Annotated in this window: 17 protein-coding genes and 2 pseudogenes; 4 read left to right on the top strand and 15 right to left on the bottom strand. The window is 68.2% G+C overall.

Annotated features, from left to right (window positions below; genetic code table 11):
* Nucleotides 1-69 precede the first annotated feature (69 nt).
* The 11 genes from AB0M65_RS36805 to AB0M65_RS36755 form a co-directional block, all read right to left on the bottom strand.
* A complete protein-coding gene (locus tag AB0M65_RS36805; RefSeq protein WP_364038742.1) occupies nucleotides 70-249 on the bottom strand; it encodes a hypothetical protein in 180 nt (59 codons plus the stop codon).
* The gene (locus AB0M65_RS36800) at nucleotides 246-923 is read right to left on the bottom strand and encodes a hypothetical protein (protein WP_364038739.1); all 678 of its coding nucleotides are present in this window, start codon (nucleotides 921-923) and stop codon (nucleotides 246-248) included. The genes AB0M65_RS36805 and AB0M65_RS36800 overlap by 4 nt, the downstream gene beginning before the upstream one ends.
* A 15-nt stretch (nucleotides 924-938) precedes the next feature.
* Nucleotides 939-1289, bottom strand: a complete 351-nt coding sequence (locus AB0M65_RS36795; protein ID WP_364038736.1) for a hypothetical protein — start codon at nucleotides 1287-1289, stop codon at nucleotides 939-941.
* 13 nt (nucleotides 1290-1302) lie between these two features.
* On the bottom strand, nucleotides 1303-1602 hold the full coding sequence (locus tag AB0M65_RS36790) for a hypothetical protein (RefSeq protein WP_364038733.1): 300 nt from the start codon (nucleotides 1600-1602) through the stop codon (nucleotides 1303-1305).
* Nucleotides 1599-1916: a YbaB/EbfC family nucleoid-associated protein gene (locus AB0M65_RS36785; RefSeq protein WP_364038730.1), complete on the bottom strand. Its 318-nt coding sequence runs from the start codon at nucleotides 1914-1916 to the stop codon at nucleotides 1599-1601. The genes AB0M65_RS36790 and AB0M65_RS36785 overlap by 4 nt, the downstream gene beginning before the upstream one ends.
* Nucleotides 1917-1989: 73 nt before the next feature.
* The gene (locus AB0M65_RS36780; protein WP_364038727.1) at nucleotides 1990-2568 is read right to left on the bottom strand and encodes a TetR/AcrR family transcriptional regulator; all 579 of its coding nucleotides are present in this window, start codon (nucleotides 2566-2568) and stop codon (nucleotides 1990-1992) included.
* A 161-nt stretch (nucleotides 2569-2729) separates the two neighbouring features.
* The gene (gene kstD / locus AB0M65_RS36775) at nucleotides 2730-4502 is read right to left on the bottom strand and encodes a 3-oxosteroid 1-dehydrogenase (protein WP_364038724.1); all 1773 of its coding nucleotides are present in this window, start codon (nucleotides 4500-4502) and stop codon (nucleotides 2730-2732) included.
* A gap of 140 nt (nucleotides 4503-4642) precedes the next feature.
* Complete coding sequence (locus tag AB0M65_RS36770; RefSeq protein WP_364038721.1) at nucleotides 4643-5680, bottom strand: LLM class flavin-dependent oxidoreductase; 1038 nt, start codon at nucleotides 5678-5680, stop codon at nucleotides 4643-4645.
* Nucleotides 5680-6195: an SRPBCC family protein gene (locus tag AB0M65_RS36765; RefSeq protein ID WP_364038718.1), complete on the bottom strand. Its 516-nt coding sequence runs from the start codon at nucleotides 6193-6195 to the stop codon at nucleotides 5680-5682. The genes AB0M65_RS36770 and AB0M65_RS36765 overlap by 1 nt, the downstream gene beginning before the upstream one ends.
* Nucleotides 6196-6243: 48 nt before the next feature.
* Entirely contained in the window at nucleotides 6244-6768 is a 525-nt protein-coding gene (locus AB0M65_RS36760; RefSeq protein WP_364038715.1) for a helix-turn-helix domain-containing protein, read from the bottom strand.
* Between the two features lie 60 nt (nucleotides 6769-6828).
* A complete protein-coding gene (locus AB0M65_RS36755) occupies nucleotides 6829-7752 on the bottom strand; it encodes a tetratricopeptide repeat protein (RefSeq protein WP_364038748.1) in 924 nt (307 codons plus the stop codon).
* Nucleotides 7753-8300: 548 nt separating this feature from the next.
* On the opposite strand from AB0M65_RS36755, the gene AB0M65_RS36750 reads away from it, so the two are divergent.
* Nucleotides 8301-8714: an SsgA family sporulation/cell division regulator gene (locus AB0M65_RS36750; RefSeq protein ID WP_364038712.1), complete on the top strand. Its 414-nt coding sequence runs from the start codon at nucleotides 8301-8303 to the stop codon at nucleotides 8712-8714.
* On the opposite strand, the gene AB0M65_RS36745 is transcribed toward AB0M65_RS36750, so the two are convergent.
* On the bottom strand, nucleotides 8701-8841 hold the full coding sequence (locus AB0M65_RS36745; RefSeq protein ID WP_364038751.1) for a hypothetical protein: 141 nt from the start codon (nucleotides 8839-8841) through the stop codon (nucleotides 8701-8703). The two genes, AB0M65_RS36750 and AB0M65_RS36745, sit on opposite strands and share 14 nt — an antisense overlap.
* Here AB0M65_RS36745 and AB0M65_RS36740 point away from each other — a divergent pair.
* Nucleotides 8830-9213 (top strand): annotated as a pseudogene (locus AB0M65_RS36740) (transposase); the annotation flags it as partial. The gene AB0M65_RS36745 and the pseudogene AB0M65_RS36740 sit on opposite strands and share 12 nt — an antisense overlap.
* Before the next feature lie 228 nt (nucleotides 9214-9441).
* Here the strand turns inward: AB0M65_RS36740 and AB0M65_RS36735 are convergent.
* The 3 genes and pseudogenes from AB0M65_RS36735 to AB0M65_RS36725 all read right to left on the bottom strand — a co-directional run bounded on the left by AB0M65_RS36735 (nucleotide 9442) and on the right by AB0M65_RS36725 (nucleotide 11023).
* Nucleotides 9442-10161: a cold shock domain-containing protein gene (locus AB0M65_RS36735; RefSeq protein WP_364038745.1), complete on the bottom strand. Its 720-nt coding sequence runs from the start codon at nucleotides 10159-10161 to the stop codon at nucleotides 9442-9444.
* A 30-nt stretch (nucleotides 10162-10191) separates the two neighbouring features.
* Nucleotides 10192-10389, bottom strand: a pseudogene (locus tag AB0M65_RS36730) (cold-shock protein); the annotation flags it as partial.
* Between the two features lie 148 nt (nucleotides 10390-10537).
* Nucleotides 10538-11023, bottom strand: a complete 486-nt coding sequence (locus AB0M65_RS36725; protein ID WP_364038709.1) for a LysR substrate-binding domain-containing protein — start codon at nucleotides 11021-11023, stop codon at nucleotides 10538-10540.
* Between the two features lie 287 nt (nucleotides 11024-11310).
* Between AB0M65_RS36725 and AB0M65_RS36720 the strand changes: the two genes are divergently transcribed.
* The gene (locus AB0M65_RS36720) at nucleotides 11311-11943 is read left to right on the top strand and encodes a methyltransferase domain-containing protein (protein WP_364038706.1); all 633 of its coding nucleotides are present in this window, start codon (nucleotides 11311-11313) and stop codon (nucleotides 11941-11943) included.
* Between the two features lie 11 nt (nucleotides 11944-11954).
* Nucleotides 11955-12188, top strand: coding sequence for a hypothetical protein (locus AB0M65_RS36715; RefSeq protein ID WP_364038703.1), 234 nt, complete (start codon nucleotides 11955-11957; stop codon nucleotides 12186-12188).
* The last annotated feature ends 44 nt before the right edge of the window (nucleotides 12189-12232 follow it).

Genomic DNA, 12232 nt, shown 5'->3' with positions numbered 1-12232 from the left:
CATAGGACAAAATTTGTCCTATGGGGACCCCTCATGACACTCACGCGCGGGGAAGCTTGTCCTTCAGCCCTACCAGGCTTTGCCGAACTTCAACCGGAACTCCGGGTCCTCCTCGGTGGGTTTGCCCGCCCCCTTGATCCGGGCTTTCGGCTTGCCGGCCTTCTTGCGTTTGGCGGCCAGCGTCTCCGGATCCCACGGGTTTTCGAGGAGGTTTTCCGCGCCCTCTTCCTTCGGTGGTTCCTCCGTCACTGCGCGGCCGCGGGTTCCTTCGGCACCGGCTTGACCGCCCAGAGGGCGGGATTCCCGGCAGGCTCGGCCATTTTCTTGACGTCGGCGAAGTCGTTCGCCTGCCGGGCGAGGAAGACACCCATCTGGCGCAGGTCACCCATCTTGCGGACCGACGCCTCGATCAGGTCGCTGACGGCCTGGACGAACCCGTTCAGGGCGCGCACCATGTTCGCCGCCTCGGCGGGAGGGTTGAACCAGTCCTCGATGAAGTTCGTCGTGGCCTCGACGAGCTGGCTGGCGCACTCACTGATGAACCCGATCGCGTCGGCGTAGGTCTCGTAGACGATGTCGATGCAGCTCTCCATCGTGCCGGCGATCTCGTTGAACACACCTTCGTTACGCGAAATGCGCTTCGTCGCGTTGATCGCGTAGGTGTTGTACGAGTCGTACCCGCCGCCCTGCCAGTACGCGGCGAGGTTGTTCCGGGACTCGTCGATGGCGTTCTCGGAGTCGACCATGTACGGGGCCGCGCCCCACCAACGAGCGAGCTCCTCCATCCGGTCGGCGTTGCCGAAGAGGCCGTCCCGGATCATGGCCAGGGTTTCGAGAGCGCCCTTGTGCTTGTACTTCTCGGCCTTCTCCTGGACCTTGTTCGCGTTGTTCTCCGGCCATTCGGCCTTCTCGCGTGTCGCCATGCTCTGTTCCCTAACCTAGAAGCGCTTGTTCGCGTCGTCGTCGCCCATGTAGCCGAACCGCTCGTAGTACTCGGCGTCGCGGGCCTCGTACTCCTTGGCGACCTTGTCCAGGTTCGCTCGGACTTCCTGGATCTGCTCGAAGCCGAGCCGAGTGGTCTTCAAGATGGTTTCGCGGGCGGTGTTGTAGTCCCGCGCGAAACCGGTTTTCATGCCGAGCAGCCCCATATCGAGGGTGGCCATCGCCGCGTAGTCGCCACCGAGCTTGAGGAACTCGTACCAGGAATCGCCCGCGGCGACCCAGGCGTCGGTGTTCTTGCGGAGGGCGTCCGGCACGACGTAGTAGTCGGCACCTTCTATCTCAGCCAAAATCGTTCTCCGTTCAGCGGGGGCGCGAGGCGTCGAGGGCCTGCTGCCTGAGTTCCTGTGCGTGTTCCTCGGCGGTGACGATCGCCTCCAGCAGGCTCGCGCTCAACGCGGGGGCCGTGGTGTAGGGCAGGTTGTCGAGATCGAGTTCGATCCGCTCCAGGCGCCCGGCGCCGGAGACCTCGACGACGCCGAGATCGTCGGCGATGTCGACCTCGATGGTCTGCGACCGGACGTTCGCGATCGCCCGCGTCCGCTTCTCGTCGCGTTCCTCGATCTCACTGACCAGGTTCTCCAGCCTGCGCCTGCGACTCACGCGAACACCTCCGGGAAGAGCTCTTCGGCCTTTTCACGACCTGCGGCCCCGGCCGCGGCGCGGGCGGCGGCGATGGCTTCGATCGTGTCCGGACCGATGTTCTGCGGGTAGGCCTGACGCAGGGCGTCCGCGCTGACGTCCAGGTCGATCAGCCGTCCGTTGCCGTCCACCTCGGCCTCGACGAGGCCACTGTCCGAACGACCGGAGAAGCGTTCTTCGGCGTGTTCGGTGGCGAGGCGTTCGAATTCCGCGGCCTGGGCCTCCCATGCGGCCATTTCCGCAGCCGTGGGCGGCTCCCAGTCGTATCCGTTCATGCGATGAATGTAAGCATCGTCGACTTTGCGGAGGCGGGCATTCGGGACATCGTCGGAGACAATGTGGCCCAGATCACTCGGAAGTGATTCTCACCCCCGCGGGCGATACCACGTCACCGGCAAGGAACGCGAGGCTGCGTTCGGCTTCCGCGAGCGCCGAACCGCGGGCGACATGGCCGTCGATCACCAGCGTGGCGAGCCCGTGAAGCAGGCACCACAGCGTGGTGGCGAAGCCGCCGGGGTCGATCCGGTCACCCATCCGATCGGCCAGTACCGCGCAGGTCTCCCGATGCGCCTCGGCCAGTTCCGGATGCGCGGCGCGATCGCCGATCCCGGCACCCAGCATCAACCGGTACAGCGCGGGATTCTCCAGCGCGAAACCGAGGTAGGCGTGTCCGAGCGCGGTCACCGTCTGAGCGTCACAGTCCCGCAGGGTGCCCCGCAACTCGGCGTGCCCCTCCAGTGCGACCGCCACGAGCAGCGCGTCCTTGTCGCGGAAATGGCGATACGGCGCCGCTGTGGACGCCCCCACCTTCGCGACCGCGCCGCGCAGGCTCACCCCCTCGGGACCTCGTTCGACGAGGACCTCGCGCGCGGCCAGGACGAGCGCACGACGAAGGTCCCCGTGGTGATAGGCACGTTTGAGTACCATGGCGGACCCCCCAGCCCTTGATGCCACGCGAACGCCTCACCTTAGTGGGTGCGCGGACGGTCGTGAGTGGTAAGTGAGGGTACAGCTGGTCTCGGGCTTGTCCATGAAGGATCTGGGAACAGTCCCTTCATAGCCGCGGGCAACGACCCCTGGACCGACCACTAAGCCTGATCCGCGAGGTCGTTCGCCGCGACGTAGCCGAACGTCATGGCCGGGCCGATGGTCGAGCCGGCGCCGGCGTAGCTGGGGCCCATGACGGCCGCGCTCGCGTTCCCGGCGGCGTACAGGCCGGTGATGACCGAGCCGTCGCCGCGCAGGACCCGCGCCCGCGCGTCGGTCCGCATCCCGCCCTTCGTGCCGAGATCGCCGGGGACGATCTTGAACGCGTAGAACGGCGGTTCCCAGAGCGCGGCGAGGCACGAGTTCGGCTGGACGTACGGGTCGGTGTAGTAGTGGTCGTAAACGCTGGCACCACGGCGGAAGTCACTGTCCACACCGGACAACGCCTGACCGTTGAACCGGTTCACCGTTGCCCGCAAGGATCCCGGCGGGACGCCGATCGCGGCTCCGAGTGCTTCCACGGTCCACGCCTTCTTCACCGCACCGGCCGAGTACCACTCGTCGGGCAGGGGCAGCAGCGGCGCGACGTCGCGGAAGAGGTACCGGTTCCGGTAGTGCTGGTCGACGACGAGCCACGCCGGGATCGTGGGTGACGTCGGGTTCCGGTCGTACATCGTGTGCACGACGTCGCTGTAGGGCGCCGCCTCGTTGACGAACCGCTTGCCCGCCGCGTCCACCATCAGGCCGCCGGGCAACGTCCGCTCCGCGAGGCAGAAGTACGGCTCGCCGGGCAGCGGGATCGCCGGTCCCCACCAGGCGTCGTCCATGAGATCCAGGGCGGCTCCGGCCCGCTTTCCCGCCAGGATCCCGTCTCCGGTGTTCGACCGGGCACCGACCGTCCACTGTGTACCGATCGGCTGCCGCTGGTATTCCGCCCGCATCGCGGCGTTGTGCTCAAACCCGCCGGAGCCGACGATCACCCCGCGGCGCGCCTTCACCACGCCTGCCGAGCCGCCACGCGTCATCGTCACCCCGGTGGCCTTCCCGTTCTCGATGACGAGATCGGTCAACGGCGTGTTCAGCCAGACGGGGACGCCTGCCAGCCGCAGCCCGGCCCGAAGCCCCGCGGCCAGTGATTGCCCCATGGTGAGCGGTTTCTGCCCGGCGAGCGCGGCCGCCGTGCCGCGAGCGAGACAGGCGGCGGCCACGGCGGCGCCCTTCGGGTTCACCGCGGCCAGCGCGAGCCATTTGTAGTCGGCGCTGAACACCACCATCCCCGCGGGAGTGGCGAGGTAGGGCGGGTTCAGGTTGGCCAGTTCGGCACCGAGGACGTTCCCGTCGAGCTGATCGGGCTCGATCGAGCGGCCGTCCGGCATCCCGCCGGGCAGTTCCGGGTAGTAGTCGCTGTAGCCCTCCATCCAGCGGAACCGCAGCGGGCTGTTGGCCATCACGAACGAGAGCATCGCCGGGCCGTTGGCGAGGAAGGCCTGTTGCCGTGACACGGGGATCGACGGGCCGACGACGGCGGCCAGATAGCGCGCCGCCTGCTCCGGACTGTCGCGGACGCCCGCCGCGGCCAGCACCGAATTGCACGGGAGCCAGATCCCCGCCCCCGACCGGGCGGCCGAGCCGCCGAATTTCGCGGCCTTCTCCAGGACGACGCAGCTGAGTCCGCGCCGGGCGGCCGTCAGCGCCGCGGTCATCCCGGCGGCTCCCGCCCCGGCCACGACGACGTCGTACTCGCCGAGCACCGGAGCGGCGGCCGAGGCCGTTCCGGCGAACGGCAGGCCGGCGGCGAGCGCGATCCCGGCGCCGGCCGCGGTGCCGCGCAGGACCTGGCGACGGGACAGTTGGGGGTCGGGGACGGGATTCATGAATCCTCCTCGCGTGGCGATCGGCGAGGTCATGTTCTCCACCCGGACGGAAAAGTGAAACAAGTTCTACCCGCTTGGAGCACGCCGGGGCGGCCGCGCTCGGCCGGTCACCTCAACCGGCGCGGGCATTCGGCGGAGCTTCAGCCCAGAGCGCGGACCAGGTCCAGCGCGCGGCCGAGAGTGGTCAGCCGGTCGCCCACCGTCTCCCCCGCCGGGTAGAGCCGGACGGTGCCGACACCGGCGTCGCGCCACACACGCAGCCGCTCGGCCACCATCGGTTCGGTGCCGATCAGCGTCGTGCCCAGCACCATTTCGTCGGTCACCAGCGCGGCCGCGCCCTCGCGGTCGCCACCCTGCCACCGTTCCCGCACCGCCGCCGCGACGTCGGCCCAGCCCTGCCTGCTGTAGGCGTTGTTGTAGAAGTTCGTCTTCGCCGAACCCATCCCGCCGAGGCTGAACGCGAGTTCGGTTTTCCGGCCCGCGACCATCCCGCGCAACTCGTCCTCGTCGCGAGCGAACGCGACCTCGGCGCCTTGGCACACTTCGAGATCGGCCCGCGACCGGCCGGCCTTCGCCAGCCCCGCGTCGAGATGCGAGAAATACGCGTGTGCCCCCTCGGGAACGAAACTGGTGCCCAGCCAGCCGTCGGCGATCTCGCCGGTCAGCTCCAGCAGCTTCGGCGAAAGCGTGGCCAGATGGATCGGGATGTCCGGATTCGGTGTCGTCGACAGGCGCATCGGCTTGGCCTCGCCGGGCAGCGGGATCTCGAACTCCTTGCCGGAGAACGAAATTTTCTCCCCCGCGAACGCCTGCCGGATGATCGCGACGGTCTCCCGCATCCGTGCCGGCGGGCGGGCGAACGGCACGCCGTGCAGCCCCTCGATCACCTGCGGCCCCGAAGCGCCGAGACCGAGGGCGAACCGGCCGCCGGAAAGCTCCGAAAGGGTCAGCGCGGCCTGCGCGATCGCGACCGGGATGCGGGTGCCGAGCTGGATGATCCCGGAGCCGAGCCGGATCCGGTCGGTCCGCGCGGCGAGATAACCGAGAACGGACGGCGCGTCCGAGCCCCACGCTTCGGCGACCCAGCAGTCGTCGAGGCCGAGTTTTTCCGCCTCCAGCACGAAATCCAGCGTCTCCCGCCAGCCACGCGAGGCCTCGACCGTGGTCGCCGCCCGCATCAGCCGCGCGCCGCCTCGGCCCGTGCCTTGATCGCGGCGAGGGTGCCGGTCATCGCGTGCTCGAACTCGCGCAGGCGGACAAAGACGATCTTCTGTTCCTTGTCGGGCATCTGATCGATCGCGAAGGAGAGGCCCGATCGCCCCGGCCCCAGCTGCATCCACTGCCGGAGCTTCGTGCCGCCGTTCTCCGGCTCCAGCGTGAACCGCCACAGCGCGGTCGGCGTCTCGGGATCTTGGACCGCCCAGGTGAAGACGCGGGGCGCGTCGCATTCGACGACGTGCGAGGTCGTCTCCCATTCGCCGAACGAGTCGTGCTTGTTGCGGCCGACGAACTTGCCGCCGACCTGGGCGCTTTCCGCGCCATCGCACCACTCGGCCGACTGAAGCTCGTGGCTCATCTCCGGCATCAGCCGGACATCCGAGACGATCGACCAGACCCGCTCCGGGTCCGCGTCGACCCATGCCTGGACCTCGACCGTCGGTTTGTCGGCGTACCTGGCGCCGGTCCACTCCATCGTGGTCGCCTCCCCATGCTCGTGACCTCGATAGTTGCGTAGATGGACTTACTTTGTCAAACCTTCCGCCGACTCTTGCGCGGCGAACCGGCGCGCGACGTCGGGACGGTTCGCGAGCTTCGCCGGATACCCGGGCCCGAGCCGCGCACGGGTGTTCTCCGCGGTGAGCTGCCCGGCGCACCGCGCGCAGACGACCTCGGCGTGCGTGTCGTGCCCGCAGGTGTCGTGGTGGAGGGTGACCGGCGGCCCGCCCTCACCCGAGAGCCAGCGGTCACCCCACCGTGACATCGCGGCGAGCACACCGTAGAAATCGGCTCCCTTCTCGGTGAGCACGTAGTCGTACCGGACCGGGTCGGCCTGGTAGGCCCGCTTTTCCAGCAGGCCCTCGCCGACCAGGCGGCGCAGCCGGTCGGCGAGGGTGTTGCGTGCGATGCCGAGCTCCTGCTGGAACTCGTCGAACCTGCGGATTCCGTAGAACGCCTCCCGCAGGACCAGCGGAGTCCACCAGTCGCCGAGCAGATCCATGGTGCGCGCGATCGAGCACGGCCACTGCGCGAACGAAGTCCGTTTCATGTCTCTGAGCCTACGCCGGGGCGAATTGATCCGGTCATTCCTCCACTCATTCCCCCGCACTCAGGCAGTCGCGCGAAATGTTGCGATCCGGTCAAGGAGATCACGGGCATTAATGTCGCCCACCCGCTTCCGTACGCATTCCGACAGTGGCCGCAAACGGTCACGCGTGCGGGCGGAACGGATTCCGTCCGCGATCTCCATCGCCGCGAGCCCGACCTCCGCGGCGCGATCCAGGTCTCCTTCCAGCGCGTGGTCGACGGCGAGCCAGATCATCGTCAGCGCCCGGCTGCGCGCCATGTCCGGACCGTAGCCGCCGATGGCCTCGACGAGTGCGGGGATGGCCTCCCTGCTGTGGCGCACGTCGACGAGCCTGGCGAGTTCGGTGCGCACCGTGCCGATCATCGCGGCCATGTCGTTGGCGGTGAAGAAGGCCGACCACGACGGCGCTTCACCCGACGGCGCGTCAGCGAACTGTTCCGGGGCAACGGAAAGCTTGTCCAGCGCCTGCCGGACGTCGCCGAGGAGCGCGTACGCCCACGCCTCATTGGCCGAGAGGATCGCTTGCGACAGCGGCGTTCCGGCCCGGCGCGCGGCGCGCTGACCCTGTCCGAACTGGTCGAGTGCCTCCGCCGGGGAGCGATGGTGCAAGTACATCCGGCCGAGCCGGTAGTGGATGTTGGCGACGAGGTCGTCGTCTCCCGCCTCCTGCGCGAGTTCGAGCGCGCGGCGGAAGTGCCGCTCGGCCCGGACGGGGCGGCCGGAGTCGAATTCCGTCCACCCGAGGAGATTGTGCAGATCGGCGACCACACCCGCCAGCTTCCGCGCCAGCGCCTCGGACATCATCCCGCGGCGCAGCGCGGTGCCGTACGGCTCCAGCACCCGCAGCAGTTCCCGGCAGGAACCGCCGCCTTCCCGGTAATCACGCGCCCGGAGCACGCCGATGACGCCTTCCAGCCGGTCGATGTCGGCCTGCCCGACGCGCAGCGGGAGCCGGTCAATCACCGCGACGTCCCTGGACTCTCGGCACAGCCGGGCCGGTCCCGTCACCGGATCGGGACGATGGCAGCACGCACCCCGGCAGCGCCCGCCGCCGCGACGACCCGTAAACGGCCTCGCGCCGCCGAAGGTCTTCCTTCGGAATGGTGATGGTGATTCGCACGCCCATTACTCGGTCTCCTTCCCAATCCACAACGATCATGCTCGCCGAGGTCCAGGACGGAGCCACGCCGGACTCCAGCAATTCGCGAACGACGCAATGTCGATGTTAACCGCGAGGAATATCGAAACCATCCGCCGAATGGTTGGCTATTTTCCTTCACCGGAATATGCACGTGCGGAATCTCTTTCCCTTGCACGAATGATCCTATTACCGGCCGCTCACCCCACGTGCACAGCGAAGACCGTCCGTGAGCACGTGAGACACAGCTCTCAGCCGAACGTGTGAAAGTTGTCGATTGGGGTCACGAAAAGCCTTCACATTGCGTTATCCATGACTGAAGATCAACAGCAACCGAACGTAAGGGGCCGAAGCGTTGGACAAGGAAAACAACCTCATCCGGGGGACGATCGTCTTCGGTCTGCGCACTTTCGGTGCCGACCCCCTCCCCGTCCAGGCCGATCTCGAGTACGACGCGGAGGATCCCTACGCCGTCGTGGTCGCCTACCACTCGGGCGGAGGGACGGTCCGCTGGATGTTCGGCCGTGATCTGCTGGCGGACGGACTCCTCACTCCATCAGGTGAGGGCGACGTGATCATCAGCCCGGCCGACGACGCATCGATCGTGGTGTTCGCACTCAGTGCGCCCGACGGCTGCGCGGTCCTCGAAGCCCCGGCACAGGAGCTGGCCGAGTTCCTCGACCTCACCTACGACCTGGTGCCCGCCGGTGCCGAGCCGGAATGGTTCGACTTCGACCAGGAGATCGGCAAACTCGTCACGGAGTCCTGAGCTCCTCGCACACGCAGCGGAAGGCCGCCTCGACGAACGTCTCGACGGCCTCCCGATCGTCATCGGCCCGCCAGACGACGCCGAGTTCGGCGGGCGGCAGACCGGTGACGCGGCGGCAAACACCCACGACAGCATGCTGTTCGAGCCGCTGCTGGACACGAACCCGACCGTGCGCGGCCACCACGGCCGGGCGGGCCGGCCACGATGCGGACCGGACAAGCTGCACGCCGACAAAGGCTACGACTACCGCCGCTGCCGCCGCTATTTGACCCGCCGCGGTATCAAGGTCCGTATCGCCCGGCGCGGGATTGAGGGCAAGTCCCGCCTCGGCCGGGTCCGCTGGGTCGTCGAACGCACCATCTCCTGGCTGCTGCGGTTCAAACGCCTCGGGCTGCGCTACGACCGGACCGAACGCACCACGCTGGCGCTACTCACGCTGGCCTGCACCGTGATCAACGTCCGCCGACTCCTAAAGATCGAGCTCTGCGACCAGGTCTAACGCATCCATTCACTCGTTTGGGATACATCGGTAGCTCTGTGTCGTTGGGTGGGGTGACTGGTGAGCTTCTGAGCGCGGAGCAGGTCCTCGGGTCGGCACGGGGCCCCGTCACCACGAAGGAGATCGATCTCCTGGAGGAGGCTGCGGCCGCGTTGCTGACGGCACCATCGACGGGGATGAACGAGCACTCTCGTCGGGAAGTGATCAGCCATCGGTGGGGCCGCCTCTTCAGAGGCGTTCGATGCGGTCGGCCTGCGGGCCCCGGTCGCTCTGACGCACCGCGTACCGGACCCGGTCACCCTTCTGCAGCGGCTCCGACCCCATGATCACGGACACGTGGGCGAAGAGATCGTCGCCGCCTGCGTCCGGGGTGATGAAGCCGAAGCCGCGGTCGTCGTCGTAGCGCGCGACGACGCCCTCGCCGCCTCGTACGGGCACGTCCCGCGCCGCCGGCCCTGCGGCCGCGGCAGGTGCCGACCGCTGCGGCGCCGTCTGGGGCTCGGTGCCCCGGACCAGGTGCACGTCGCGGGCCTGCGGGCCCTTGTCTCCACTAGCCACCTCGTAGGCGACGCGGTCGCCCTCCGCGAGCCACGTCAGCCCCTCGGCCAGGGCCCGGGCGTGAACGAAGACGTCCCCGGCGCCGGAGTCGGGGTTGATGAAGCCGAAGCCCTTGTCCTCGTCGTACCAGGCCACCGTGCCGTCGGCACCGTCCGCGATAACAGCCGCAGCGGGTGAGCCGGCCCCTGCTCCCAGCGGGATCACGTGCCCGGCCTGCGGGCCGCGCTCGCCTTCGACGATCAGGAAGGCCACCCGCTGCCCCTCGGTGACCACGCCGCCGGTCACGATGGCGGAGCTGTGCACGAAGATGTCGGCGCCGCCGCCGTCCGGCGACGCGAAGCCGTACCCCTTGCCCGGCTCGTACCAGTTGACGGTGCCGAGCAGGCCCACGGCGCTGCCGGTGGCCGCATCGGCGGTGACGCGAACGCGCAGCGCCTGGGGCCCGTGGTCGTTCTCGCCGACCTCGAACACGACGGCCTGACCCTCGCGGAGCACTTTCGCGCCGCCGTCCCCGACGATCTCGGAGGCGTGCACGAACACGTCCGGCGAGCCGTCCTCGGGCGCGAGAAAGCCGAAACCCCGTTCGGCGTCGAACCAACGGACGGTCCCTTGCGGCATCAAAGACTCCAGATCGAGAGGGCGGGCACTGGCCCCCAGTCTCCCTGACAGACCTCCGGTCCGTCGGGCCGGGCCCACAGGCAGGCGGTGCGGAGCCAGGGGCGGGCCGTTGGTTCACCTAGCGACACGCCGAGTTTTGAGACCGGGTCTAAGCAGCGCCACGCCAAGTCCCGAGGCGACCGCTCCGAGGGCGGCAGCGCGCGAACGGCTCGCCCTCGAGATCGGCGAACGGGACCTCATCGAGCCCGGGGAGCCGATGTCCGGAGGGCAGCGCGACCCACAGTGGCTCGCTCGCGGCCACCCGCCAGGCGAACGCGACGTCGACCTCGCCGCCGGCCAGCCCCGCGGAAGGGTCACGCCACGGCACCTGCCGGAAGCGCGGCTTCCACCCGGGCGCCATCCGCTCGGTGACCCGCGGGATCAGGCCGCGGCCGATCCTGGTCTGGAAACCGACCGTCAGAGTGGGATCGTGGGCCCCGCCGGTGACCGCCCGCCGCGTCTCGTCCCAGCGCGCCAGGAGGGCACGGGCGCCGTCCAGCATCGCTTCCCCCGCCCGGTGCGGCCGGGTGGCCCGCGGATCGTCGTCGGCGGCCACAGCCCGGCCGCGTTCAGCCGGGCGGTCGCGCGGGACCACGCCTAATTCGGCAACGGGACCGCCGGTCGTCTACCCCCTGCCGCTGGAGGATCCCGACGACGTCGCGGCGTTCCTGGATCGGCACACGTTGTAACGTCACGAAATGGCCGAAGATCCTTTCCTGATCGTCCTCGGTGGGCTTCCCGCCACCGGGAAGTCCACCGTGGCGTCGGAACGGAAGGGTGGCAAATGGGCAAGGACACGAACGATCACTCGGTCGAAGACGACAAGAGCACTGGGAAAACCGGTAAGGACCTCGACCCTGACAAGTTCGAGGAAGAAGACAAGTGACTGTTGCCGCCAGTGATGACGGTGTGCGTCCGCTGATCGAAGAATTGGACTCGGCCGGGAAGTTCCCGGCCGAGTGCCTTGCGTTGCTGCACACGGTTCCTCGGGAATTGTTCATTCCGGCGCGCATGTGGGTTCAGGAGGTCGGGGATGGTCCGTACGAACCCGTCGACCGCGCCGACGATTCGCAACGGTGGATGCGTGCGGTCTACTCGAATCGTGTGATCGTGACGCAATTCGATGACGGTGCAACCGTGTGGCCTGACGTCGGTGATCGGCCGACGTGTTCAGCATCGATGCCGTCCGCAGTGCTCGGAATGTTGGCTGAACTCGATGTGCGGCAAGGACATTCGGTGCTAGAGATTGGCACGGGTACCGGCTGGAACGCTGCGCTTCTGGCTACTCTCGTTGGTGCACAAGGAAATGTTGACACCGTCGAGATTGACACGGTGATGGCGGCCGACGCGCGCACGCGTCTTGATGAAGCCGGGTTCGGCAACGTGCACGCACATGTGGCCGATGGCGCGGCCGATACTGTGTCCGGTGAGTTCGATCGGGTCATCGCTACGGCCGGAGTCCACATCGGACAGTTGCCGCGCTCGTGGGTGGCGCACACGCGGCCGGGTGTGTGATCCTCGCACCTATGCGCGCCGATCTCGCGTCCGGTCCGCTCGTGCGGTTCGTCGTGAACGAGGACGGCACCGCGACCGGCCGCGCGGCGGATATGCAAGTCGGGTTCATGGAAATGCGGTCACAGCGGGTCGCGTCGTCGCCTGTCGGTGATCAACGCTGGGATGATCCGGCGGCCGACGTGATGTCTCCTTGCCTAAGCAGGTTGCCGGAAGTTGTGTCTGTAACCCACGTGAACCCCCTGTGAGCGTGAAGAAACCTCGTCGGGTTGGATCGAGTTACCACACCAGA

The sequence above is a fragment of the Amycolatopsis sp. NPDC051071 genome, from assembly GCF_040682875.1.
In the GTDB taxonomy this organism is placed as follows: domain Bacteria; phylum Actinomycetota; class Actinomycetes; order Mycobacteriales; family Pseudonocardiaceae; genus Amycolatopsis.
The sequence above is the reverse complement of the archived record's forward strand: the minus strand, read 5'-3'. Positions and strand labels throughout refer to the sequence as shown.

Coding starts and splice junctions, on each gene's coding strand:
- AB0M65_RS36800 (WP_364038739.1), bottom strand. CDS start 923: ATGGCGACACGCGAGAAGGCCGAATGGCCGGAGAACAACGCGAACAAG.
- AB0M65_RS36785 (WP_364038730.1), bottom strand. CDS start 1,916: ATGAACGGATACGACTGGGAGCCGCCCACGGCTGCGGAAATGGCCGCA.
- AB0M65_RS36780 (WP_364038727.1), bottom strand. CDS start 2,568: ATGGTACTCAAACGTGCCTATCACCACGGGGACCTTCGTCGTGCGCTC.
- kstD (WP_364038724.1), bottom strand. CDS start 4,502: ATGAATCCCGTCCCCGACCCCCAACTGTCCCGTCGCCAGGTCCTGCGC.
- AB0M65_RS36770 (WP_364038721.1), bottom strand. CDS start 5,680: ATGCGGGCGGCGACCACGGTCGAGGCCTCGCGTGGCTGGCGGGAGACG.
- AB0M65_RS36765 (WP_364038718.1), bottom strand. CDS start 6,195: ATGGAGTGGACCGGCGCCAGGTACGCCGACAAACCGACGGTCGAGGTC.
- AB0M65_RS36760 (WP_364038715.1), bottom strand. CDS start 6,768: ATGAAACGGACTTCGTTCGCGCAGTGGCCGTGCTCGATCGCGCGCACC.
- AB0M65_RS36715 (WP_364038703.1), top strand. CDS start 11,955: ATGCGCGCCGATCTCGCGTCCGGTCCGCTCGTGCGGTTCGTCGTGAAC.